This is a genomic window from Rhodococcus sp. 077-4, from assembly GCF_047782425.1.
GTDB lineage: Bacteria > Actinomycetota > Actinomycetes > Mycobacteriales > Mycobacteriaceae > Rhodococcoides.
In genome coordinates, this window is sequence record NZ_JAJPWC010000002.1 from 550368 (window position 1) to 574668 (window position 24301).

Here is a 24301-nt window from a genome sequence, read left to right on the forward strand (position 1 = left end):
GGACACTCGTGAGATAGTCGAGAGAGCGGACAGACCCGTCCGCTCTCTCCTCGACTCAGCGGATCCGCGGGCCGTTCTTCCCATTCCTGCTGCCCCGGAGTCTCTTCGATGTCCTCTCCATATCTTTCCGCCGGCTTGGCGCGACGCACCGAATCACTCACCAGCTCGGCCATCCGTGACCTGCTCGCCCTCACCGCCCGCGACGACGTCATCAGCCTGGCCGGTGGCCTGCCGGCCACCGATCTGATACCGGTCAACCGCATCGCCGCAGCAGCGGAGTCGGTGCTGCGCAGCCCCGATGCGGTGCAATACTGCGCAACACCCGGCCATCGCACGCTGCGAAGCGCAATTGCCGCCAGGGAAACCCTCGCGCGCGGTGGAATGCCGGTCTCGGCGGATACCGTCGTGGCGACGCACGGTTCGCAACAGGCGTTGACATTGCTCGCGCAGGCGCTGATCGACCCGGGTGCTGTGGTGGTGGTCGACGAACCGGCGTACACCGGTGCGCTGCAGGTGTTCTCGATCGCCGAGGCGCAGGTCGAGTCGATCCCCATCACCGATACCGGAATGGACACCGAGGAGCTCGAACGCCGACTGAAGGCGGGGCTGCGCCCTGCGGTGGTCCATACGGTCGCCAACTTCCACAACCCGCGCGGAGTCACGATGAGTGATCAGCGTCGACGGCACCTCGCAGTGCTCGCGGACCGCTACGGATTCTGGGTGATCGAGGACGACCCGTACGGTGAGATCTTCTTCGGCACAACTGAATCCGGAATCGATGCACCGCCTCTACCGATAGCGTGTCACAGCGACCGGGTCATTCGGCTGTCGAGTGCGTCGAAGATCCTGGCTCCGACGCTGCGGGTCGGCTGGTTCGTCGCCCCGCCCGGTGTCTGCGGCGCGGTGGAACTGTTGAAACAGGGTGCCGATCTGTGCGGTTCCTCCATGACGCAGCTGATGGCGGCGGAGATGCTCGCCGACACGTCCTGGTTGGCGGCACACCTGGCAGTTCTCCGGCGCGAGTACAGTTCTCGTGCAACAGCTTTGACGTCCGCTCTGGCGGCCGAATTCGGGTCTCGGCTCACCGTCTCTCGTCCCGCGGGTGGGATGTTCGCGTGGGCTGCATTCGAGGACGGAACCGACACCGGCGAGTTGCTCCCTGTGGCGCTCGACCACGGAGTGGCTTTCGTACCCGGCGCTGCGTTCGCCTCGGCAGCGCAGTACCGTCACTCGCTCCGATTGAGCTTCGCCGGATCGACCCCGGCCGTGCTGGCGGACGCAGTGCGAAGACTCGGCACGGCACACGCTGCGCTGACTCGGGTCCGGTGAATCTGCGCCGTCTCGGTCGGCAGGTTCTGCGCCCGAACGACCTGGGGCGGTAGCCTGACGTGCAAGCAGTGCGCGGGGATTTTCGAAGGAGAGGGAGCGTTCGAAGTGAGCAACCGATCGAATACGAAGTTCCTCGGACCCACCCAGCGGGTGGAGGCGTGGGACCAACTCGGCACCGAGCAATTCGACGTGGTGGTCATCGGCGGCGGCGTCGTCGGCTCCGGTGCGGCCCTCGACGCGGCGACGCGTGGGCTCAAGGTGGCCCTCGTCGAGGCGCGCGACTATGCGTCGGGCACGTCGTCTCGTTCGTCCAAGATGTTCCACGGCGGGCTTCGCTACCTCGAGCAGCTCGAGTTCGGGCTCGTCCGGGAGGCGTTGCACGAACGCGAGCTTTCGCTGTCCACGCTCGCACCGCATTTGGTCAAGCCGCTGAAATTCCTGTTTCCGCTCACGCATCGTCTGTGGGAGCGCCCGTACATCGCGGCAGGCATCTTCCTGTACGACCGGATGGGCGGGGCCAAATCGGTACCGCAGCAGAAGCATCTGACGCGGTCCGGTGCACTGCGCATGTCGCCCGGCATCAAGCGCAAGTCGTTGATCGGCGGAATCCGCTACTACGACACCGTCGTCGACGATGCCAGGCACACCATGACCGTCGCCAGAACGGCCGCCCACTACGGAGCCGTAGTGCGCACGTCCACCCAGGTCGTCGGCTTCTTACGTGAGGCCGATCGGGTATCCGGTGTGCGAGTGCGTGATTCGGAGACCGGTGCCACCACCGAGGTGCGTGCCCACGTGGTGATCAATGCCACCGGTGTGTGGACCGACGAGATCCAATCGCTGTCCAACATGCGCGGACGGTTCCGCGTGCGCGCCTCCAAGGGCGTACACATCGTGGTGCCTCGCGATCGGATCGTCAGCGAGGCCGCGATCATTCTGCGCACCGAGAAATCCGTGTTGTTCATCATTCCGTGGGGTGCGCACTTGATCATCGGCACCACCGACACCGATTGGAATCTGGATCTCGCGCACCCGGCGGCCACCAAGGCCGACATCGACTACATCCTGGGCGAAGTCAACACGGTGCTCGTCACGCCGCTCACGCACGGGGACATCGACGGCGTCTATGCGGGCTTGCGTCCGCTGCTGGCGGGCGAGAGCGACGAGACCTCCAAGCTGTCGCGCGAACACGCTGTTGCGCGGGTTGCCCCCGGCCTCGTTGCCATCGCGGGTGGTAAGTACACGACCTACCGCGTGATGGCCGAGGATGCTGTCGATCTGGCCGCCGAGGACATTCCGGTGCGAGTGGCATCGTCGATCACCGAAAAGGTTCCCCTCGTCGGTGCCGACGGCTACTTCGCGTTGGTCAATCAGGCACCTCATCTGGGCGAGGTGTACAAATTGCATCCGCATCGGGTGACGCACCTGTTGGATCGATACGGTTCGCTGATCGACGAGGTGTTGGCCATGGCCGACGGCAAACCCGAACTGCTGCAACCGCTCACCGATGCACCGGCCTACCTGCAGGTGGAGGTGGTCTACGCCGCGGCTGCGGAGGGCGCACTGCACCTCGAGGACGTGCTCTCGCGTCGCACTCGAATCTCGATCGAGTACTCGCATCGCGGAATGAACTGCGCAGGTCAGGTGGCGGCGCTGATCGCACCGATCCTGGGTTGGGACGAGGCAGCGGTCGACCGTGAAGTGGAGACATACCGCGCTCGCGTGGAGGCAGAGATCGAATCGCAGCGCCAGCCCGACGACGAATCGGCGGACGCACTACGCATCGTCGCTCCCGAAGCACGGCAGGAAATCCTCGAGCCTGTCCGTACGGTCTAACGCGTTCTGACCAGCGTTCGGGGAGCGCGAGCTGCCGTCGCGCCGGAGACGGCCATGATCAGCAGGGTGAGTATCGCAAGTGTGAGCATGCGGTCCATCGTGATGGCCGAAGCTGTGAACAGGCTTGGTCCCGCCTGACAGTCGGCCGTCAGGTCGGTAGAGGTTGGCAGTGCGGGCAGGAGTAGATCTGCCGCTCCTCGAGTGGGTTGTCTCCGATCAGACCGAACTCGATGGTGGTTCCGCAGCGTCGACACGGCTTGTTCTCGCGGCCGTACACCCAGAAATGCCGGCCCGGTCGCCGATCTCCGGTGGTGACGCGTTGATTGCGATTCTTGTTCGCCGTGATGGTGCGGAAGGACAGGTCGATCATCTTTCTCAGGTCGCCGGCTTCGACGACCGGGGTGCGTGGGTCGACGCCACGCAGAAAGCAGATCTCGTTGCGATAGACGTTGCCGAGGCCGGCGATGTTGCGCTGATCGAGAAGGGCAAGTCCGATCGGGCGATTCGGATCCGACTCCAGATTGGACAGAGCCACGTCCGGGTCCCAGTCGGGACCGAGTAGATCCGGTCCGAGGTATCCGACGGCGTCGTCCTCGTTCTCGATGATGTCGAGTACGCCGAGTTCGAACCCGATGGCCTGCGCGTTCGCGGTGTTCAGAATGATGCGCGCTTGGAAGGCGGGTCGGCGCCAGCGAGCACCCAGTGCGTAGACGTGCCAGGTGCCCTCCATCTTCAGATGCGAATGAATGGAGTAGTCGCCCACCCGAATCAAAAGGTGCTTCCCGCGTGAGGCGACGGAGTCCACAATTCTTCCGGTGAAATCGACTGTGGCATAACGTGGTACACGCACATCGCACAGCGTCAACTGTTGGCCCTCCAACGCGGCACGCAGTGTGTTGGCCGCGCGCCAGACGGTATCGCCCTCGGGCATCGGTGTCGGTGTCCTCTCCGGTTCTTCTTGCGGGTGTCGGCTGATTCAGCGGCGTAGGCGGAGCCCGCGCGGGGTTGCCGAGAAGCCGGCTTCGGTCAGGGTTTTGGAGAAATCGGTCCCATGAATGTCGTGTCCGTTGATCCGCTCGACGAGTAGTTTGTCGACTCCGCCGCGGCGGACGGTTGCGGCCAATGCGGTTGCCGCGGCACCGATGTCCTCGGCGTTCTCGCCGAACGTCAGCACTGATTTTCCGCCGCGTTCGACGAACATCGTCAACTCGCCTCGCACGAGCACGACCAGTGCGCCTGCCTTGCGGCCTGGACGATGTTTCGTCGTCTCGTCCGCGGTCTCTCCGGCACCGGCCTCGACGCTGCCGGCTTTGGGCCAGGGCAGTGCACCGCCGTACGGGTTGGCCGGATCGCACGACGCGAGCACGACCGCGGTGGCACTCTTCTTCGGTTCGTCGTAGCTGCGTAACCGGTCGACCACGTCGGAGGTCGAGAACTGCGCGCCTCCGAGGGAGTCGACGAAATAGCCGCGCCGGCACCGACCGGAATCCTCGAACCCTGTGAGTACCTTGTACATCGTGGCGAATCCGCCGGGGACCCCTTCGTTCATCACCGAACCGCGGGTCACCACGCCGTATCGCTCGAGCATCACGTCGGCGGTGGCGTGAGCGCGGACGGTGAGGTCCGGTTCGAGTTCGGGTAACCGCGACCACCGCCCGCCCGCAGTCGGCGGACCGGTGCGGGTGGGCAGTGACGGTCGCTCGAACTGCCGGTAGGAGCGCAACCGCGGTGTGCGACGGGGTGCGCGATGACTCGGGGCCGAGCGCGTGGTCGTCGAATTGAGTAGGGCACGCAGCGGAGCGAACGTGTCGTTGCTGAGGCGGCCTGCCCACACCAGCTCCCACAATGCGGCATGCAGTGCGGTGTCGTCGGTACTGCCGACCGTGTCCGAGAGCTGACGAAAGAAGTAGGCACCGCCGCCCGCGACCGCGTCCTGAATGCGAATCTGCAACTCCGACAGGTCCGATTCGGCTGCCGGCACCAGAGTGAGCGGTGCGGTGTCGGCCATGTGCAGGCTCACCCAACCGTCCTTGGACGAGATCGCGCCATGCCCCGACCACAACACCTCGCCGGTGGAGGTGAGCTCGTCGAGCATCGCCGGACTGTAATCGGTCACCCGCGACGAGAGTACGAGAGACTCCCACGCCGAGGCCGGAACAGGAACGCCCGCAAGTTGTTCGATGACGGTCGCGACGCCGTCGATCCCGCTCAGCCGTCGACTGTCCACGTGCTGCCAGGCGGGCAGGAAGCGGCCGAGGGTGGCGGTGGAGACGGGCTCGACCTCTTGTCGGGCCGCAGCGAGCGACCGACGCCGCAAACGCCGCAGAACTTCGGCGTCGCACCACTCACTGCCCGTGGCACCGGGCCGAAATTCGCCCTCGACGACGCGTTTGTCCACGGCGAGTCTGCGCAGGACGTCGCGTACCACGGCGGTGCCGACCCCGAAGCGCGCCGCCGCATCGTCGAGGGTGAACGGTCCGTGGGTTCGGGCGTACCGGCTGATGAGGTCGACCAATGGATCGTCGACGGGTTCGATGAATGCGGCGGGAGTACCGATGGGAAGCGGAACGCCCAAGGCATCGCGCAGCCGAGCGGCGTCTTCGATTGCCGTCCACCAGGTTCTGCCGGCGAACGACACCTCCATGGCTCGCTTGGCATCGGCGAGTTCGGTGAGCCACTGCGAGTATTCGTCGCCGTCGGTGCGGAGGCCGACCTCCTCGACGGTCAGCGGACCGAGGAGCCTCAGCAGATCCGCGACGCCCTCGATGTCCTTGGCGTGGCGGTCCTCCGGGAGGCGTTGTAGTTCGAGTTCTGTTGTGGTGATGACGCTGTCATCGAGTAGCTCTCGCAGTTCGACGCGTCCGAGCAACTCGGCCAGGAGCGCAGAGTCCAGTGACAGTGCGGCGGCACGGCGTTCGGCCAGTGGGCTGTCGCCCTCGTACATGAATGCGCCGACGTAATTGAACAGCAGTGAATTGGCGAACGGCGACGGTGACGGCGTCTCGACGTCGACGATTCTGATCTGGCGTCGACCTATTCTGGCCATGATGTCTTCGAGGGCGGGGAGGTCGTACACGTCCTGCAAGCACTCGCGGACGGTTTCGAGCAGAATCGGGAACGTCGGGTACTTGCGTGCCACGTCGAGCAACTGAGCAGATCGCTGCCGCTGTTGCCACAGCGGCGCACGCTTGCCTGGATTGCGGCGGGGGAGAAGCAGTGCGCGCGCGGCACATTCGCGGAATCTGGACGCGAACAGCGCCGATCCGCCGACCTGCTCGGTGACGATGTCGGCGATCTCGTCGCGCTCGAACACGAACAGTTCCGCGCCCGGTGGCTGGTCGTCGGTGTCGGGAAGCCGGACGATGATGCCGTCGTCGGATGCCGTGGGAGCGGCGTCGATGCCGTATCGCTCGATCAAGCGCGCGCCGACTGCGAGTGCCCACGGCGCGTGGACCTGCTGCCCGTAGGTGGAGTGCAGTACCAGCCGCCAATCGCCCAGCTCGTCGCGGAACCGCTCGACGATCATCGTCTTGTCGGTGGGGAGTTGGCCGGTGGCCTCGAGCTGCTCGTCGAGCAACGCGATGAGGTTGTTGACGGCATTGGCGTCGAGACCGTCGGAGCTCAGCCGCTCGGCCAGGTTGCTGCGATCGGTTGTACTCCGCAGGAATTCGCCCAGGGCCTGACCCAGCTCGGCCGGTCGACCCAATCCGTCGCCGTGCCAGAAGGGGAGCCGGCCGGGTTGGCCGTACGCCGGACTGACGAGCACCCGATCGTGAGTGATCTCCTCGATGCGCCAGCTGGTGGCACCGAGCGCGAACACGTCGCCCACTCGCGACTCGTAGACCATCTCCTCGTCGAGTTCGCCCACCCTCGATTGCTTTTCGCCCACCATGTAGACGGTGAAAAGCCCGCGGTCCGGGATAGTGCCGCCGGAGGTGACGGCCAATCGCTGCGACCCGGGGCGGCCGGTGAGCGTGTTGGCGTCACGGTCCCACACGAGCCGCGGCCGCAGTTCTGCGAACTCGTCCGAGGGGTAGCGGCCCGAGAGCAGGTCGAGCGTCGATTCGTAGGCCGAACGGGGCAGGGTGGCGAAACTGCCTGTGCGACGGACGGAATCGAACCAGTCCTCGGCATCGATCGGTTCGAGAGCGCAGGCCGCAACCGTCTGCTGCGCCAGCACATCGAGTGGGTTGGCGGGAACGAACAACGCCTCGATCTTGCCCGACGTCATGCGTTCGACGGTGACGGCGCAATGAATGAGGTCGGTGCGGTGCTTGGGGAACAACACACCCTTGGAGATCTCGCCGACCTGGTGACCCGCGCGTCCGACGCGTTGCAACCCGCTCGCCACCGAGGGCGGCGCCTCGACCTGAACCACCAGATCGACTGCGCCCATATCGATTCCGAGTTCGAGGCTGCTGGTGGCGACGACGCAGCGCAACCTGCCGGTCTTGAGGTCGTCCTCGATCAGCGCGCGCTGATCCTTGCTGACGCTGCCGTGGTGCGCCCGGGCGAGGAGCGGGTCGGCACCGTGGTTGACATCGGCCGGAGTGCCGACCTGCGACGGTGGCTTGTGTTGCGTCTCGACGCCGTCGCCGATGCGTTCGGCGTACACCTCGTTGAGTCGCGCGGTGAGCCGTTCCGCGAGACGACGTGAGTTCGCGAAGACAATGCACGACTTGTGCTCGAGGATGAGATCGACGATCTTCTCCTCGACGTGCGGCCAGATCGACCCCTGCGCCGGGGGAGCGGCGGAGGTGTCGGCATTGGGGTCGGTGACGCCCAGCTCGGTCATGTCCTCCACCGGCACCTGAACCGTCAGGTCGAAGGTCTTCGCTGCCGGTGGGGCGACGATCTCGATGGGTGCCGCACCGGCCAGAAAGCGGCCGACTTCCTCGTGGGGGCGCACCGTCGCAGACAGGCCGATGCGCTGCGCGGGCTTGTCCAGCATCGCGTCGAGCCGCTCGAGGGACACCGCCAGGTGCGCGCCACGTTTGGTGCCTGCGACGGCGTGCACCTCGTCGACGATGACCGTGTCGACCTCGGCGAGGATGTCTCGCGCGGCCGAGGTGAGCATGAGGAACAGCGACTCCGGGGTGGTGATCAGGATGTCCGGGGGAGTCTTGATCATGTTCCTGCGGTCGGCGGCACTGGTGTCGCCGGATCGCACACCGACCGAGATCTCGGGCGGGTTCAGGCCGAGGCGCTTGGCGGTCTGGGTGATGCCGACCAGCGGCGCGCGCAGGTTGCGCTCGACATCGATGGCAAGGGCTTTGAGCGGCGAGATGTAGAGGACCTTGGTTTTGCGGGTGCTGTCCGCACCCAGCTGCGCCAGCTCGTCCAGGGCCCACAGGAAGGCCGAGAGCGTCTTACCCGAGCCCGTCGGAGCAACCACGAGGGTGTGCGAACCACTCGAAATGGACGACCACGCACCCAACTGCGCCGATGTGGGAGCCGGGAAAGCGCCGGAGAACCACTCACGGGTGGGCCGCGACAACTTCTCCATCACCGACAGCTCGCCCGCCGTGTCGGTGCCCGTACTGTGCCTGGCCATCCCATCATCATGCCCCCGGGCACCGACAGATAATCCTCGCGCAGTTTCCCCGTCGCGAAACTGTGTCGATTCGAGCGATTCGGGTACCCCGCTCTCATGACCGACGACCAAGAGATCATGCAGAAGATTTCCGCGAAACTCGACGCTCTGCTCGGCAGCAAGACGAATGGTCTGCAGAACGAGGTACCGCCGGGAGCGAGCATCCAGTCCGACGAGGACGACGCCGAGCAGGGGCCGCTCGGCCGCGATTACCACCTGGCGAGCAAGTACGCGCAGGCTCTCGCCATCAACGAGCCACAGGTGATCGATCGGGACGAGTTCGATCGACTGGTCGCCGAGTACGGCTGACCAGCGTCGCTGTGTGACATCAGCCCCGGCCCGCGCACTGGGTCGGGGTTTCGTCGCGTTCGCATACGTGGCGCAGAGCGTGGCACCGGATCTACAGTCGACGGGGTGACCGAACGCAAGAAGCCAGGAGTCACGTTCGAGTCCTGGGTGGACAAGCAGATTCGTCAGGCGCAGGACAACGGTGCGTTCGAGGGCCTCGAAGGTGCAGGCAAGCCGATTCCGGTCGGCGATCCCGGCGACGAGCTGTGGTGGGTGAGGGGCTACCTGAAACGGGAAAACCTGCCCGCCGATGCGCTGCTGCCCACTGCACTGCAGCTGCGCAAGGAGATCGAGCGGTTGCCGTCGACGCTGATCGACATTCGGCGCGAGGATTCGGTGCGAGATGTGTTGGAGGAGTTGAACGCTCGCATCGTCGACTGGATTCGGTTCCCGACTCCGCCGATCGTGCCGCTCGGCCCGGTGGACGTCGAGACCTGGATCGAGAGCTGGCGGACCAACCGCGCCGAAGTCGATCGGCTCGAGCGCGAACACACCGCGCATTCGGCAGCGAGATCGACCGCCACGACGGGTCCTTCAGGGGTGCCCTGGTGGACGCGACTGCGCGCGTCGTTCTCCCGGCGACGCTGAGGCCTGGTTACTGCTTCTCTGCGTCGCGCTCTTCGTCGGCAAGTTTGTCCTCGCCTCGATTTCGGAAGAACTTGAATCCCGGAATGCCGATGACCGCGCGTCGGACATCCTTGGTGACTCCGAGGAGCTCGTGGATCTCGGGGGAGACGGTGTCGAGAGTGGCGAGGATGGGAAGCAGTGCCTCCATGTGGTCGAGGAGTCCCGGTAGCTGATCGACCATGGCGATGGCGGCGTCGACCTCGTCTTCGGACAGATTGTCGACGAATTTGCGGGCCATGGGTTCGGACTTCTTGGCAATGGGATCGAACAGCTCGATCAGCTCCAGCGCAGACCGCGATGCGGCCGAGGCCGATGCAACCACGTCGTCGGCAGCGCCGGTTGTTCGCTGCACGCTGGCGACCACTGCGTCGGCCGAGTCGATCACGTGATCGATGCGTGTCATCAACATCTCAATACGACTCAGCAGCGCTTCGATTCGGCCGGGCAGGGTAAGCGCGAAAGCGGTCGTGGTGAGCATCCAGCCCGCACCGGCCCGCGCCACCGCAACTCCGCGCCGGAGCACCGTTTCGGTACCGAGAGGATCGGGAAGAACCACGCCTGCCAACACCAGAGCCATAGGAGCGACAATGCCATACCGACGAAACGCCCCGAGTGCCGTTAGCCTCGACGCATGAGAGCGCTCGTCACCGGTGCCAGCGGATACATCGGGTCGCGTTTGGTGGCAGCGCTGCTGGCCGACGACGCCGAGGTCGTGGTCGGCTCCCGCACGCCGGACAACCTGCGAACCTTCGACTTCTACGACTCCGTCACCGCCGTCGCTCTCGACGTCGGCGACGAGGAATCCTGTGCAGCCGCGTTCGCGGATTCCGGTACCATCGACGTGGCCTACTACTTGGTGCACGCCATCGGCGAAAACGACTACCGAGCTCAGGACCGCAGATCTGCGGAGCAATTCGCCGCGGCCGCTGCGCGAGCTGGAGTGCGCCGGATCGTCTATCTGGGTGGGTTCGTTCCCGACGACGCCCAGTTGTCCGAGCATCTCGCCAGTCGCGCGGACGTCGGAGAAGCTCTGACGGTGGACGGCGTCGAGCTGGTGTGGCTCAGGGCGGCCATCGTCCTCGGTGCCGGCTCGACGTCGTACGAAATGTTGCGCTACCTCGCCGACCGCTTACCTGTGCTGCCGCTGCCGAGTTGGCTCGCCGAGCCCGTGCAGCCCATCGCGGTGGACGACGTGCTGCACTACCTGGTGGCGTCCGCCGACTCCGAGACGGTTCCCGCAGGTTCGTACGACATCGGTGGACCGGACGTGGTGCCTTATCGCGACCTCGTGTTCGCGTACGTCGAGGCCGCGGGCCTTCAGAGAATCGGGGTTCCGGTGCCGCTGGTGCCGACCTCGCTGGCGGGCAAGGTGATCGGAAAGATCATTCCGGTGCCCGCAGGCCTGGCCGAGGACCTCGTGGGGTCGCTGCACAACACCATGACGACGTCGGAGAGTCGCATTCGCGAGCTCGTCCCCGACCCGCCCCGAGGTCTCACCACCATCGTCGACGCGATGGCCCGTAGTGTGCGGGGAATGGTGGGCGAGCCTCCCGGTGTGTGCGCGCTGAAGGATCCGCTGCGGTTGGCCGACACCGACGCGGCGTGGAGCGGCGGTGACGCGTTGGGAATCAGGCGGCGCGGTGTCGCAGCGTCGTCGGACCGGACGTGGGGATTGATCGAGGCCCTCGGTGGGCGTCGACTGTTGTCCTCGAAGCCCGTTGCGGCAGCGGTACGGACCAATCTGGACGTGGTGGCAGGCGTGAATCGACGCGCGAGGTCGGCCGTGCGCCGACTGACCGACAACGAGGAGGCGTGATGGGAACGTGGTCCACGACCGCGCTGAACGTGATGAAGTCCGCTCTGGTCGATCCGGTCGAACGCGATCACAAGGAGTCCGACGCAGCGTTTCGCAAGCGGCGCATCATCGTGTTGATCACCTTGGTGATCGGTGCGACGGTTCTCTACTTCTCGCTCAAGCTCGAACCGGGTGACCCGTCGTTCTACGCATTGACACTCGTGCTTGCCGCAGTGTGGATGGTGGGCGGATTCCTCTCGGGCCCACTGCATCTGGGGCGCATACAGGTCGGAGGATCGATCAGGCGACCGATAGTGACCCCCATCCTCATCGGTCTGGCCGTCGGCGGGGTGTTCATGCTCGGTGGTCTCGTGGTTCGGCAGATTCCGCCGCTCGCCGACTTCACCGAGAACGTACTGGCGCACGCCCGGGTGGGTTCGCTGGTGCTGATCGTGTTCATCGCGCTGATCAACGGTGTGGCCGAGGAGATCTTCTTCAGAGGGGCGCTGTATTCCGCCATCGGCGTCAAACATCCGGTGATCATCTCGACGGTCGTCTATGCCATCGCCACTCTCGCGTCGGGCAACCCGATGCTGGGATTCGCCGCAGTGTTGCTGGGTTACGTGATGGGCCTGCAGCGACGTGCGTCCGGCGGAATACTGGCGCCGATTCTCACGCACGTCAGTTGGTCGGCGGTCATGGTTCTCGCGCTACCGCCCCTCTTCGTGTGATCCCGGTGATCGCACAGAAAGAGGCACAAGCACCGATTCGACCAGCAGAAACGGACGCCTGCGCTGATTCGTCGCCGATCTGGGCTACATTGCGCAGGTGAGTGAAAATCTCGATCGCGTCGATCGCTTGATCATCGACGAGCTCGTCTCGGATGGCCGCGCGACATTGGCGACGCTGGCGGAGAAGGCTTCCCTGTCCGTATCGGCCGTGCAATCCAGAGTTCGACGGCTGGAATCGCGACGTGTCATCCGCGGGTACACGGCGCAGGTCGATCCGGAGGCACTCGGTAGACCGTTGTCCGCGTTCGTCGCGATCACACCGATCGACCCGGCTCAACCCGACGACGCTCCGGCGCGGTTGAAGCACCTGACGGCCATCGAGTCGTGTCACTCGGTTGCCGGTGAGGAGAGCTACGTCCTGCTGGTGCGTGTCGAGTCGCCACGGGCGCTCGAGGGTTTGCTGCAGCAGATCCGGGCAACTGCACACGTGCAGACGCGCAGCACGATCATTCTGCAGACGTTCTACGACCGCTGACGGCTCGCCACACCCGGTCCGAGGACATCGGTAGGTCGTGCAACCGGGATCCGACCGCGTCGCGGATGGCGTTGGCCAAGGCCGGTGCGACGGGGTTGTACGGGGATTCGCTCATCGACTTCGCGCCGAACGGACCCAGCCGGTCGTACGTGTCCGCGAACAGAACTTCCGTCGGAGGAATGTCCGCGAACTGCGGGACGTGATAGCTGCGAATCGAATCGGTGGTCACCAGACCCGCACCGTCGGTGCGAATCTCCTCGTACAGTGCGCTGCCGATCGCCTGCGCTACTCCGCCTTCGACCTGGCCGCGGCATTGCTGCGGGTTGATCACCGTCCCCGCGTCCGCGCTCTGCACCGACTGCAGGATCTTCACGGTGCCGGTCTCCTCCTGCACCGCCACTCGGAACGCATGCACGTTGAACGCCAACGACCGTGGAAGACCGCCGCTGGTGCCCTCGGTGACGAGGGTGCCTCCCGCCTTCGCCAGAATGTCGTCGAGAGTGATGAAGCGATCGCCGCACCGCACGCCCTCCGGTCCGAGTGTGCAGTCCGAATTGCGGTGACCGGTCGCGGTGGCCGCCAGGTCGAGGATCCGAGCCGACATCGCGCGAACCGCCGCATACAGTGCCTTGCCCGCCACCACGGTGCCTGCGGACCCGAAGGCTCCTGTGTCGTAGGGGACCGAGTCGGTGTCGGACTGATGGATGCGAATGCGGTCGACCGATGTGCACAGCTCGCTCGCCGCGATCTGCGTGTGCACTGTCGTGGTTCCGTTGCCGAATTCCGCTGTCCCGACGCGTATCTCGTAGCGACCCTCGGGGAGGAGTGCCACCGAGGCCTCGGCGCGGTGACCACGCGGTGGGATGGTCGCGATCATGGCCACCGCCATGCCTTCGCCGACCTTCCAGCCTGCCGGTGCGTGTTCACCGTTGCCTCGGCGCAGGGCGGCCTCGGCGAGGTCGATGCACTGGTCGAGTCCGTAGCTGCCGAACTGGAGGTCGTCTTCCTCCCGGTGTGCGGCGACGATGTCGTCGCCGGGGACGATCACGTTGCGCCTGCGGAACTCGAACGGGTCGATGTCGAGTTTTCGCGCGAGATCGTCCATCGCCGATTCGATCGCGAACATCACCTGTCCCAACCCGTAGCCGCGGAACGCTCCGGACGGAATGTTGTTGGTGTACACGGTCTTCGCGTCGACACGCTTGTTGGCACACCGGTAGATTGCGACCGACTCGCCGCAGCCGTGGAACATCACTCCCGCGCTGTGATTGCCGTAGGCACCGGCATCGGTGAGAACATCGATCGACAGCGCGGTCAACGTACCGTCGGCGCTCGCGGCGGCGGTGACATCGACCCGGAACGGATGGCGACAGGGTGCGACGGTGAACTCGTCGGTGCGCGTGAACTCGAACTGCACCGGTCGACCGGTCCGCAATACGGCCAGCGCCACGACATCCTCGGTCAGCAACTCCTGCTTACCGCCGAAGCCGCCACCGACCCGCGCGGTGAACACACGTACGCGATCGCGTGCCAATCCGAATATCTCGCAGATCTCGTCCCGCACCAGAAACGGAACCTGAGTACTGGTGCGCAGGTTCAGTTGTCCGGTCTCGTCGAGCCAGCCGATGGTGCCGTGGGTCTCCAGATGTACGTGCTGGATTCGCTGAGTCGTCCACCGTCCGGTGACCACAGCCGCGGCACTGGACACTGCGGCGTCCACGTCCCCGGTGCTGCCGTGCAATTCGGCCACCAGATTGCGAGACGGATCCGCGATCCGCGCCGACGCGTCCTTGTCTCCGTGGATCTTCGGCGCATCGGGAGCCAGCGAGGACTCGGGATCGAACACTGCGGGCAGCACGTCGTACTCGACGACCAGGGCGCTGCAACCCTCCTGAGCGGCCGCGATCGATTCGGCGACCACGATCGCCACCCGCTGGCCGATGAAGCGTACGACGGTGTCCAGAACATGGGTGTCGTCCGGATCGTCGACGCGGCGGTCGTGGCGGGCCGTGGAAAAGGCCATGGCCGGGCTGTCTTTCGCAGTCAGGACCAGGTGCACGCCGGGGACCCGCTCTGCCGCAGCGGTGTCGATGGAGACGATCCGCGCGTGTGCGTGTGGACTGCCGAGAACACTGGCGTGCAGCAAACCGGGAGGGGTGTGGTCGAGGGTGTACGGCTCGGTTCCGGTGACGATGCGCGCGCTCGCGGGAGCTGCGATGGATCGTCCGCACGCCGGACCGTCGACGGGCTTCTCGGTGTTGACGACCCCGCAGACCGCGTCGGATATTGCGCGGTACCCGGTGCAGCGGCACAGATTCCCCTTGAGCCGCTCGGGAAGATGGTCCAGATCGTCCTCGGTGAGGGCCGAGGCGGTGACAACCATTCCGGCTGTGCAGAACCCGCACTGAAATCCGGCTGCCTCGACGAAGCGACTCTGGGTCGGATGAAGATCGTCCGGTGTGCCGAGCCCCGCCACGGTGGTGACGGACCGGTTTGCCGCACGGAACGCGGGGAAGATGCACGAGTGCACGGGCTCGCCGTCGACGAGTACCGAACATGCGCCGCAGTCGCCCGCGTCGCACCCTTTCTTCACCTCGAAGTGCTCGTGCTCGCGGAGCATGGTGCGCAGACACTGACCCGGCCGGGGAGCGACGTCGGTCGGTACACCGTTGATATCGACGATCATGACAACTCCTCGCGAATCTGCTGCGCAGCAGCACAACTGATGTGTTGCCGCCAGTCGGGTGCCCCGTGTGGGTCGTCGTACCACTCCTCGGGTTCGATGGTGTCGGCGAGCGCGTTTTCGAGCTCGCCTGCCGTCGGCAGAGCCGGAAAACGCAGCACGAACGGACGGACGGTCGCCGCGCTGACCGTCAGGACGAAGACGCCGTCGGCGTCGACTCGGCCGATCACCACGGCGGCGGAACGACCGAGAGGCGAGAGGGCGAGCTTGCGCATCGCCGTTCTCGATTCGAGCGCATGCCGCGGGATCGTGATGCTGCGCAGCACTTCTCCTGGCCGAAGGGCATTGACGTGCGGACCTGTGACCAAGTCGTCGATCGCGATGCTGTAGTCGTGGTCGGGACCATCACCCGACCACACCTGCCCGACGCCGTCGAGCGCGGCGGTCAGCGAGATCATCGCACCGGCAGGCAGGGCAAGTGCGATGTTGCCGCCGACCGTTGCGGTCTTCCAGATCTTGAACGAGGCCAACAACGCTGCTGCGCAACGGGGGAACAGTGCTGTGGCCGGCCAGGGCGAATCGAAACGCGCCAGCGTCTCGATGGTGCACGTGGCGGCGATCTCGAGTCCGGTCTCGGTGACGGTCACAGGCTCCCAGCCCAGGGCCGTGATGTCGACGAGGGTGCGCAGATGATCCTGTTTCTCCGAGAACAGCCAGGTGCCGCCCGCGAGCACAGCGGTGTCCGAGCGTCCCGGCGGCAGGTCCGCGCGGGAGCCGGGAAGCAGAACATCGTCGACCGTGCCGAGATCCATGGCCTTCGTTCACCTCGTCTTCGCCGGCGAATGTCACCTCGAACTCTAACGAGTATCTGTTACCGATCTTCGGTCGTCACGCGATACGCCCGAAACTCGGAGGAAACAACTCACACATACTGTGCCTTTCCACAAGCTCAGCGGGGCCGAGGCGGGGAGGCGCAGCAGTGCAGGTCAAGGACTTGCTCGACGCCACACAGCTCGGCATTCGATTGCTCACCTCCGATGCCGACGCCCTGGGCCGCACGTTGCGGTGGACGTACACGACCGATCTGCCCGACCCGTCGCGCTACATCGCAGGAGGGGAGCTGGTCATCACCGGTGTGGTGTGGCGTCGAACGCCCGCAGACAGCGAGGTGTTCGCGCGAGCCGTCGCCCGGTCCGGGGCCTCGGCCTTGGCCGCAGGCGAAGGGCTGCTCGGCCACATTCCACAAGACCTGATCGACGCGTGCGAGCGGAACGGGTTGCCCCTGCTCGCGATTCCGGACACCGTCTCGTTCGGTGAGGTGACAGAATTTCTCGTCGGCCGCGTCACCGGCGATCGCATTGCCTCGCTGAACACATCTCTGGTTCGCCAACGTCAGCTGCTCACGGCCATCGCGGACGGTAGGGCGCTCGACGAGTTGGCGCTGCACACCTCTCGGGCAACCGGCATGGCGTGTCTGATCTTCACCGCAACCGGCAGGCGTCTGGTGGCCGAGGTCTCGGCGTTCTCCGACACCGATGTCGACACCTTGACTCACGCTGCACTCTCGTCCGAAAGACTGCCCGCGACAACCACACTCAGTGACGGTGGGACCTACAGCATCTTCGGCATCGGTCCGGCGCTCGTGCAGAGAACCACGCGGTGGTTCCTGGCGGTGGCGGGGGACATGACGACGTTCCCGCCCGCCATCTCCGACGCGTTCGGGCAGCTCGCTGCTATCGCCGCGCTCGATCGTGCACGACGCGAGGAGGGACGGCTGGTTCGACGCGAAATCGCCGATCAGGCAGTGGCCTTGGTGGAAGCCGACAGCACCAGGCCCGAAGCCCTCACTCGTCTGCGTCAGGCAGGTGTCGACCCGGACCGCTCATTGGTGGTCGTCAGGGTCGTGCACAGCGGGCGCATCGACCTGCGCGAGATGTTGCGGACAGTTCTCAGCGACACCCTGACCTCCTTCGGCGGCGGTTGTGTCGGGTGCAGCACGCACGGCGACATCGTCGCGATCGTCAACACCGACGATCCGAACTTCACGCAGACGCTGCGAACTCGACTGACGCGCTTGGGTTCCGGAATCGGGCACAGCCGTCTACTGGTGGGCGTCAGCTCCGAAGCAACAGGGATCACCGTCGACGGGGCATTGCGATCGGCCCGTCACGCGCTCGAAGTCAGCAGACAAGGGTCGAGCCCGGTGACCGTCACCGCCGGCGCGCAACTGACCTCGGCGGTGTCGATGCTCTCGGCTCTGCCGGACGATGTGCGTCGGTCCTTCGTCGACCATGTTCTCGCTCCTCTGCTCGACTACGACCGGCGCACCGATGCCGGTCTGACCGATACTCTCCGCGAGTTCCTGGCCACCGGCGGATCGTGGAACCGCACAGCCGAGTCGTTGCACGTGCACCTCAACACCGTCCGGTATCGAATCAAGCGGGTCGAGGAGTTGCTTGGCCGCGATCTGGGTTCGACCTCGGACCGGCTCGATGTCTACCTCGCGCTGCAATCCGTCCCTCGTTCCTCGGCCACCGGGGCGGCATAGGATCGAGCAATGACTGGCTTCACCGGAATACCCTTCGCTGCCCTCGACTTCTACGAAGATCTCGAAGCCGACAACAGCAAGCTCTGGTGGAGCGAGCACAAGGATGTCTACGACAGTGCGATCAAGGGGCCGATGACGGCATTGCTCGCAACCCTCGAACCGGAGTTCGGCAGCGCCAAGGTCTTCCGCCCCTACCGAGATGTCCGATTCTCCAAGGACAAGACCCCGTACAAGACCCATCAGGGCGGATTCGTCGCTCGCGGTGACAGTCTGGGCTACTACGTGCAGATCGACCCCGCCGGACTGTTCGTTGCAGGCGGGTTCTACAACTCTACGACCGAGGGCGTTGCCCGCTACCGCCGGACCGTGGACGACGACGTCCGCGGAGCCGAGCTCGAGGCAATTCTGGCCACGCTGACGAAGGCCGGCTACGAAATCGGCGGCGACAAGCTGAAAACCAAGCCGCGAGGATACGAGCTCGATCACCCTCGCATAGACCTGCTGCGCCACAAGTCACTCACGGCCGGTAAACATTTCGGCTCACCCGCCTGGCTGGAAACACCCAAGGCCGCAACGAAGGTGCGCGATGCCTGGCGGGCCCTGACCCCACTGGTCGAATGGACTGCAGCTCTGCACACGTGAGCGCAGCGCCTACCCGACGACAGAGTATGTCCACCAGGCACTTCCGGCATCGGGAGCATCCTCGCGCTCGACGGTTGCCTGAATCAGGCCGTACGGCCGATCGTCGGCGTTGAACACCTCGAGGTTGTTCTCGATACCGAACCTGCCCAGGTCGTAGACGAAGTGATGCTTGTTCGGTGCGGACATCGAAATCTCGGCGATGAACGGGTACTTCTCGAGCACCGCCTCGCCCATCGCGTACAACGTCTGCTGCAGTGCCAAGGACTGTAGATTGGCGAACCGCTCGATCATCGCCGCCTTCACGCCCGCGTACACGGCGTCCCACTCCACATCGGTGGTGGTGTAGCGCCACTGGGCCGTCAGAGACGTCGCCATCACCCGGTCGGTCGTGGGCTCGAGAACCGTCAGGTCGTCCTCGAGGAAGCCGTGGAACTCCGAACCCGTGGACTTGAGAATCACCATGTCCTTGAAGCCACTGATCACCCAAGTCTGCTGCGCATCGCCTTTGCCTTCCACCGTCACCGCCGACGTTCGGATCTCCTCGCCCTTACGGGTCCATGTGTGATCGTGCTCGACGCCGTCGATCACCGCACGCGCCCAGGCGTACTCCTCGAGTTCGATGCGGGCACCCTCGACGGGCTCGACGTCGTCGACGTAGTGGCGAGCCAGATCGAGGCCGTAGCTCTCGAGATGCAGCAGTCCCTTCGTCTTCGCGTACGCGTACGCGGTCTGCTTCTGGGTGTCGGTGGGGAGCACGTTGGACTGATCACCCACCAGATGCGCGGGCGAGAAGTTCCCGCGCAGAGCGCTCGAGACGTTGATGTCGTGGATCTCGTGTCGTGGGGAGTCACGATAGATCCGCACCACGCGGTTCTCGGCTTTGCCGTACTGGTTGGAACCGAGGACGATCTTTCCGGTCAGGTCGGTCATGTCAGCTCCCGCGATAGGTCGAATAAGCGAAGGGGGACAACAGCAATGGGACGTGATAGTGGGCGTCGGGGTCGGTGACGGCGAACGAGATGGACACCTCCGGGTAGAAAGTGGGTGTCGATGTCGCCTCGAAATAGCGGGCGGTGTCGAACGAGAGGCGGTACACGCCCGGATCGATCGGCGCGGGAACCACCTCACCGATGCGGCCGTCCCCGTCAGTGGTGGCCGTGGAGATCTCGCCCTTCTCGGGATGGAACAGTCGTACCCGCATCCCCACTGCGGGCGTGCCCGAGGTGGCATCGAGCACGTGCGTCGACAGTCCGGTCACTGCTCCGGACCCAGCATGCGGCCGAGGCGAATTCGATTGATCTTGGCCAGTTCCACGCGGAGCACCCGTCTTTCGGTATCGGCATCGTTGTCGAGCCTCTCCTCGAGGATAGCGAGCAGGTCCTCCGCGGATCTGCCGGTGGCGCATACCAGATAGACGTGCCCGAACTTGTCCTCGTATGCGCGATTTCCCGCTGCCAACTTCTCGAGCACCTCGGTACCTGCAGTGGTCACCGCGGCTTGCTCGCGCTTGGACGACGGGTTGTCGGCCTTCCCTCCGATTCGGGGATGGCCGTCGAGCGCATGATCGATCTCGGCCTCGGGCAACTCGGCGAGCACTCGATCGGCTCTGTCCAACAGCATGTCTCGACTGTCGAAGGGGCGGCCTTGGGCGACTCGGCGGGCCCAGATCGACGACGCGCAGCACTCGTAGAGTGCGTGCATGGCCTGCCGATCACTGAGCCGATTGAACCCGTCGAGCCCTATCCATTCGTGCAGCACATCTGGCTCGCTATCTGAAGTCGTTGATGCGACCGAACCGCGCGGCCGCGATCGGGTTGGCATCGGCCACGAGATCGTCGAACCGGTAGTTCGCGATCTTGGCTATCTCGATCATCGCGAACGACCGCTCCGCCGACGGTGCGTTCTCGACGCGTGACCAGCCGTTGGCAAGGACTCGATCGTAGCGTTCGGTCTCGCGCGCGCAGATCACCAACGGGAAGCCGAAGTGTTCGCGATATTCGGCGGCCAGTTGGACGATGTTGTCGTGCTCGTCCTCCTCCAGGTTGGACAGGCCGACGTGATCTGCGGCATTGAGAGTGCCGGTGGCGTCCTCGCTGCCGAGATCGGGGTAGCTGTTGATCAGCTCGATCTGTTCCTCGGTTGTGCCGGCCAACAGTGCCTCCTGGAAGGCTTCGCGTAGACCGTGAGCATCTGCGAACGGCCGCTGCTGGTACGCGCGTTCGACCACCCACGGGGTGCCCTGCACCAACCCGCCGAACGTGGCAGCGAACTCCTCGGAGGACATCTCGTTGACCTTGTCGAGAGTGATGCCCTTACCCGGACCACCCGCAACGGCCTGACCGCGGTTGCCGATGTGGAAGAACAACACGTTGAGCACGATTGCCGAAACCGCACCGAGGACGATGCCGCTGCCGAACAGCATTTCCAGCCAGTCCGGTACGCCCTCGGAGACCGTCGGCTGAATGGTCACGAGCATCGCCAGTCCGAGGCTCGTCGCGACGATGATCAGGTTGCGGTGGTCGGTGAAGTCCACCTTCGACAGCGTCTGGATTCCGACGACGGCGACGGTCGCGAACAGGGCAAGTGCTGCGCCGCCGAGCACGGGCGGCGGGATGGATGCCACGACGGCTGCCGTCTTCGGTAGCAGCCCGAGCAGGATCATGATGCCGCCGGCCGTCGCGACCACCCACCGGCTCCGAACACCCGTCAGGCGAACCAGTCCGACGTTCTCGGAGAACGCGGTGTACGGGAACGAGTTGAACGTACCGCCGATGACGGTGGCCACTCCGTCAGCGCGCAACGTCGCTGCGATGTCGTCCTTCTTGATGCGCTTGCCGACGATCTCACCCGTCGCATACACACTGCCGGTGGTTTCGACGGCGATGATGAGCATCACGACGATCATCGAAACGATCGCGATGACACTGAATTTGGGCACACCGAACAGGAAGGGCTGCGTGAAGCCGATCCAAGATGCCTCCGAGGTGCCGTCGAAGTTCATGTCTCCCAACGTGAACGCGACACCGCTGCCGATCACCAGTCCCAGCAGCACGGCGATGGTCGCCATGAAGCCCTTGAAGAACCGTTGGATCAACACGATGATCAGCAGTGTGCCGATCGCATACGCCATCCACCGGCCGTTGGTCGGATCCTGTTCGTGCGTCGCAGGATTGGTCACCGCATCGTTGACGGCGACCGGCAGCAACGCCACCCCGATGATCGTGATGACGGTGCCGGTCACCACCGGCGGGAAGAAGCGCAGCAGCTTGCTGAAATACGGTGCCATGAAGAACGTGACGAGACCGGCGACGATGACGGCACCGTAGACGTACAGCAACCCCTCGGTGCCGCCGCCGTTCGCCATCGCGATCGCGATGACCGGAGAGACGCCGGCGAACGTCACACCCTGGAGCAGAGGTAGGCGGACGCCGATCTTCCAGAATCCGATCGACTGAATGATCGACGCGATGCCGCAGGTGAACAGGTCTGCATTGATCAGATGGATCAACTGTTCGTTGGTCAGTCCGATCGCACTGCCGATGATGATCGGCACCAACACAGCGCCGGCGTAGAACGCGACGACGTGCTGGAACCCGTAGGCGGCAAGTTTCGGAACCGGAAGAACTTCGTCGACGGGATGGACGCGTGTGCGTGTGGTGGGCTTGACGGACATGGGTGGGCACCTCGCGGAAGCAACAGGGCAGGATTCCTGCGACGCTGCAGGAGAAGTTCACTAAGAATCGGTCATCGCGCCTATCCTCGCTAGTCGAGCGCGCACAAACTTCTCGACCTGCTCGACGTGGACGTTGTGCGAACATCCAACACCGAGTGAACGGTGAAAGGGGCCATCGTGTCGGACCGTGCCGTCGGAGTGTTGCTGGCCGCTGGTGCCGGAACGCGATACGGATCGCCCAAAGTGCTCGCTCACGACGGGCTGTGGCTCGTGGCCGCGGTGCAGGCACTACGCGACGGCGGTTGTGATCGCGTGGTCGTGGTGCTGGGCGCGGCCGATGCACCGATTCCCGACGGTGCTGTGGCTGTGCACACGCCGCACTGGCAGCAGGGTATGAGCGCGTCTTTCGTGGCCGGGCTGTCGGCGGCTTCCGACGCGCAGTACGTGGTGGTGCATGTGGTCGATACCCCGGACGTCGGCCCCGAGGTGGTGCAGGCAGTGCTCGCGGCAGCGCAGGAAACCGGTCTCGCCAGGGCAGTGTTCGGTGGGCGTCCCGGTCATCCGGTGGTCCTCGCCCGGCGACATTTCGATGAAGCCGCCGCATCCGCGTCGGGAGACACAGGTGCTCGGGATTTCCTGCGGGGGAGAGGCGACGTGATTGCCGTCGAATGTTCGCAATGGGCAACGGGAATCGACCACGACTATCGGTAACCCCCTCGTGCGCGTTTTGCGTCCTCATAGGTACGCAAAACGCGCACGAGGATGGACTTCCAGAGGCACCGGCGGGATCCGTGGAAGCGTCCCCGCGGGGACACCCGAGTCAGCGAATCTCGGTGGCGATTGCCTCGATCAGCCCGTCGAACTGATGACCACCGGTCGGGAACTCGATCACTCTCGCCGACGGGAGAGCCTTCGAGTTCAGCGCCAGGTGAGAAATGGGAACCACCTCGTCGTCGCGGCAGTGGAGGAGTGTCAGATCGGTCTCGGGCTTCGGGTCGGTGAACGCGTAGTCGGCAACGTCCCACCCACGCTGAGTCCAGTCCGGCATTGCCAGCAGAGTGGCTCGCAGGGGTCGCTCCCGGCGATGTTCTGCCAAGACCCTGACGAGGATCGATGCGCCGAAGGAATGCGCAATCACCGCATCCTCGGGCCCGAGCCGGTTCAGGTGTAGACGAATCGGTTCGGCCCAGTCCTCGAACCCCATGGCGCCGTCGGACAATTTCGGCATATCCAGATCGAGGCCCAGGGTCCGAGCCAATCCATGGGCCAAATCGGCATCGTCCAGAAATCCGCCGGCACCATGAACGAACAGAAGTCGACCGACCATGCTGGGTTCCTTCCCTCGGCAATGCTGTCACCGAAGAAGACCACCGCGTCGCCGCGAAGTCACCGGTCGGTACACAATCCTGCCGTGCGCGTTTTGCGTATCCCTGAGTACGCAAAACGCGCACGAGGGGTTGACGCAGAACAACGGCTCGTGGAACCATCTGGCGCAGCGTCGCGTGTCGATGACGGACTGCGTCAGGCATGGAGGCGTCGTACTGCCCAGGAGGCAGCGCATGTCCATCTCGTTCGACCACACCATCATTCCCGCGAAGAACAGCTCGGTCTCGGCGGCGTTCTTTCGCGACCTGTTCGCACTTCCAGAGGCACCGTCATGGGGACCGTTCGTCAATGTGCAACTCACCGATGGCACTCTCATTCAATTCGCCGAACCACCGGTAGAGGAAATTCAGTTCCAGCACTATGCCTTTCGGGTCAGCGAGGATTTGTTCGACGCGGCGTACGCCCGGTTGGTCAGCGTCGGTGTCGAACACTGGGCCGACCCTCGGATGACCCGGCCCGGCACTGTCAATACCGGACATGGTGGTCGCGGAGTGTACTTCCGCGACCCAACCGGGCACTTCTTCGAGATGTTGACGCAGTCGTACCTGACAGCGCAGGGTGAGCCGGTACCGTAG

The 24301-nt window shown here is 64.9% G+C and carries 21 protein-coding genes; 11 read left to right on the plus strand and 10 right to left on the minus strand.

All coding sequences use genetic code 11. The annotated features are described in order from the left end of the window. Nucleotides 1–108: 108 nt before the first annotated feature. The gene (locus tag ACNEOT_RS11825; protein ID WP_415974223.1) at nt 109–1329 is read left to right on the plus strand and encodes a PLP-dependent aminotransferase family protein; all 1221 of its coding nucleotides are present in this window, start codon (nt 109–111) and stop codon (nt 1327–1329) included. 105 nt (nt 1330–1434) lie between these two features. Beyond that, entirely contained in the window at nt 1435–3165 is a 1731-nt protein-coding gene (gene glpD / locus ACNEOT_RS11830) for a glycerol-3-phosphate dehydrogenase (RefSeq protein WP_415974225.1), read from the plus strand. 148 nt (nt 3166–3313) lie between these two features. Here the strand turns inward: glpD and ACNEOT_RS11835 are convergent, their stop codons facing one another. Together ACNEOT_RS11835 and ACNEOT_RS11840 are read right to left on the minus strand one after the other, a co-directional pair. Further along, a complete protein-coding gene (locus ACNEOT_RS11835; protein ID WP_415974226.1) occupies nt 3314–4096 on the minus strand; it encodes a DNA-formamidopyrimidine glycosylase family protein in 783 nt (260 codons plus the stop codon). Between the two features lie 45 nt (nt 4097–4141). Continuing rightward, nucleotides 4142–8719, minus strand: coding sequence for an ATP-dependent helicase (locus ACNEOT_RS11840; protein WP_415974228.1), 4578 nt, complete (start codon nt 8717–8719; stop codon nt 4142–4144). A 96-nt stretch (nt 8720–8815) separates the two neighbouring features. On the opposite strand from ACNEOT_RS11840, the gene ACNEOT_RS11845 reads away from it, so the two are divergent. After that, nucleotides 8816–9067 carry a hypothetical protein gene (locus ACNEOT_RS11845; RefSeq protein ID WP_032397441.1) on the plus strand — a complete coding sequence of 84 codons (252 nt, stop codon included), beginning with the start codon at nt 8816–8818 and terminating at the stop codon, nt 9065–9067. Between the two features lie 105 nt (nt 9068–9172). Next, nucleotides 9173–9694: a DUF1992 domain-containing protein gene (locus ACNEOT_RS11850; RefSeq protein ID WP_415974230.1), complete on the plus strand. Its 522-nt coding sequence runs from the start codon at nt 9173–9175 to the stop codon at nt 9692–9694. A 7-nt stretch (nt 9695–9701) separates the two neighbouring features. Here ACNEOT_RS11850 and ACNEOT_RS11855 read toward each other — a convergent pair whose 3' ends face one another. Beyond that, nucleotides 9702–10310 (minus strand): ribulose 1,5-bisphosphate carboxylase large subunit, encoded by a 609-nt coding sequence (locus tag ACNEOT_RS11855; protein WP_415974232.1) that lies wholly within the window; start codon nt 10308–10310, stop codon nt 9702–9704. Between the two features lie 54 nt (nt 10311–10364). Here ACNEOT_RS11855 and ACNEOT_RS11860 point away from each other — a divergent pair, with 54 nt between their 5' ends. The 3 genes from ACNEOT_RS11860 (at nt 10365) to ACNEOT_RS11870 (ending at nt 12794) form a co-directional block, all read left to right on the plus strand. Then, on the plus strand, nt 10365–11549 hold the full coding sequence (locus ACNEOT_RS11860; protein ID WP_415974234.1) for an NAD(P)H-binding protein: 1185 nt from the start codon (nt 10365–10367) through the stop codon (nt 11547–11549). Further along, on the plus strand, nt 11549–12259 hold the full coding sequence (locus ACNEOT_RS11865; protein WP_415974235.1) for a lysostaphin resistance A-like protein: 711 nt from the start codon (nt 11549–11551) through the stop codon (nt 12257–12259). Before ACNEOT_RS11860 ends, ACNEOT_RS11865 begins: the two co-directional genes overlap by 1 nt. A 97-nt stretch (nt 12260–12356) precedes the next feature. After that, nucleotides 12357–12794: an Lrp/AsnC family transcriptional regulator gene (locus ACNEOT_RS11870; RefSeq protein ID WP_415974236.1), complete on the plus strand. Its 438-nt coding sequence runs from the start codon at nt 12357–12359 to the stop codon at nt 12792–12794. Here the strand turns inward: ACNEOT_RS11870 and ACNEOT_RS11875 are convergent. Then, nucleotides 12766–15480, minus strand: coding sequence for a molybdopterin-dependent oxidoreductase (locus ACNEOT_RS11875; protein ID WP_415974237.1), 2715 nt, complete (start codon nt 15478–15480; stop codon nt 12766–12768). The genes ACNEOT_RS11870 and ACNEOT_RS11875 overlap by 29 nt on opposite strands. Then, a complete protein-coding gene (locus ACNEOT_RS11880; protein WP_415974238.1) occupies nt 15477–16289 on the minus strand; it encodes an FAD binding domain-containing protein in 813 nt (270 codons plus the stop codon). Before ACNEOT_RS11880 ends, ACNEOT_RS11875 begins: the two co-directional genes overlap by 4 nt. A 167-nt stretch (nt 16290–16456) precedes the next feature. Between ACNEOT_RS11880 and ACNEOT_RS11885 the strand changes: the two genes are divergently transcribed. Together ACNEOT_RS11885 and ACNEOT_RS11890 are read left to right on the plus strand one after the other, a co-directional pair. Next, nucleotides 16457–18025: a PucR family transcriptional regulator gene (locus ACNEOT_RS11885; RefSeq protein ID WP_415974239.1), complete on the plus strand. Its 1569-nt coding sequence runs from the start codon at nt 16457–16459 to the stop codon at nt 18023–18025. A 9-nt stretch (nt 18026–18034) separates the two neighbouring features. Further along, on the plus strand, nt 18035–18667 hold the full coding sequence (locus tag ACNEOT_RS11890) for a DUF2461 domain-containing protein (RefSeq protein ID WP_415974240.1): 633 nt from the start codon (nt 18035–18037) through the stop codon (nt 18665–18667). A gap of 9 nt (nt 18668–18676) precedes the next feature. Here ACNEOT_RS11890 and pucL read toward each other — a convergent pair whose 3' ends face one another. Genes pucL through uraD (ACNEOT_RS11910) form a run of 4 tightly spaced genes read right to left on the minus strand, consistent with a single transcriptional unit; the run spans nt 18677 to nt 22340 of the window. Beyond that, nucleotides 18677–19597 (minus strand): factor-independent urate hydroxylase, encoded by a 921-nt coding sequence (gene pucL / locus ACNEOT_RS11895; protein WP_415974241.1) that lies wholly within the window; start codon nt 19595–19597, stop codon nt 18677–18679. Between the two features lies 1 nt (nt 19598). Next, entirely contained in the window at nt 19599–19925 is a 327-nt protein-coding gene (uraH, locus tag ACNEOT_RS11900) for a hydroxyisourate hydrolase (RefSeq protein ID WP_415974242.1), read from the minus strand. After that, nucleotides 19922–20425 (minus strand): 2-oxo-4-hydroxy-4-carboxy-5-ureidoimidazoline decarboxylase, encoded by a 504-nt coding sequence (gene uraD, locus ACNEOT_RS11905; RefSeq protein ID WP_415974243.1) that lies wholly within the window; start codon nt 20423–20425, stop codon nt 19922–19924. Before uraD (ACNEOT_RS11905) ends, uraH begins: the two co-directional genes overlap by 4 nt. A gap of 10 nt (nt 20426–20435) precedes the next feature. Beyond that, nucleotides 20436–22340, minus strand: a complete 1905-nt coding sequence (gene uraD / locus ACNEOT_RS11910) for a 2-oxo-4-hydroxy-4-carboxy-5-ureidoimidazoline decarboxylase (RefSeq protein ID WP_415974244.1) — start codon at nt 22338–22340, stop codon at nt 20436–20438. A 174-nt stretch (nt 22341–22514) separates the two neighbouring features. On the opposite strand from uraD (ACNEOT_RS11910), the gene ACNEOT_RS11915 reads away from it, so the two are divergent. Beyond that, nucleotides 22515–23051: a nucleotidyltransferase family protein gene (locus ACNEOT_RS11915; protein WP_415975106.1), complete on the plus strand. Its 537-nt coding sequence runs from the start codon at nt 22515–22517 to the stop codon at nt 23049–23051. 109 nt (nt 23052–23160) lie between these two features. Here the strand turns inward: ACNEOT_RS11915 and ACNEOT_RS11920 are convergent, their stop codons facing one another. Continuing rightward, a complete protein-coding gene (locus tag ACNEOT_RS11920; protein ID WP_415974245.1) occupies nt 23161–23667 on the minus strand; it encodes an alpha/beta fold hydrolase in 507 nt (168 codons plus the stop codon). Nucleotides 23668–23899: 232 nt separating this feature from the next. Here ACNEOT_RS11920 and ACNEOT_RS11925 point away from each other — a divergent pair, with 232 nt between their 5' ends. Continuing rightward, nucleotides 23900–24301 carry a VOC family protein gene (locus ACNEOT_RS11925; protein ID WP_415974246.1) on the plus strand — a complete coding sequence of 134 codons (402 nt, stop codon included), beginning with the start codon at nt 23900–23902 and terminating at the stop codon, nt 24299–24301.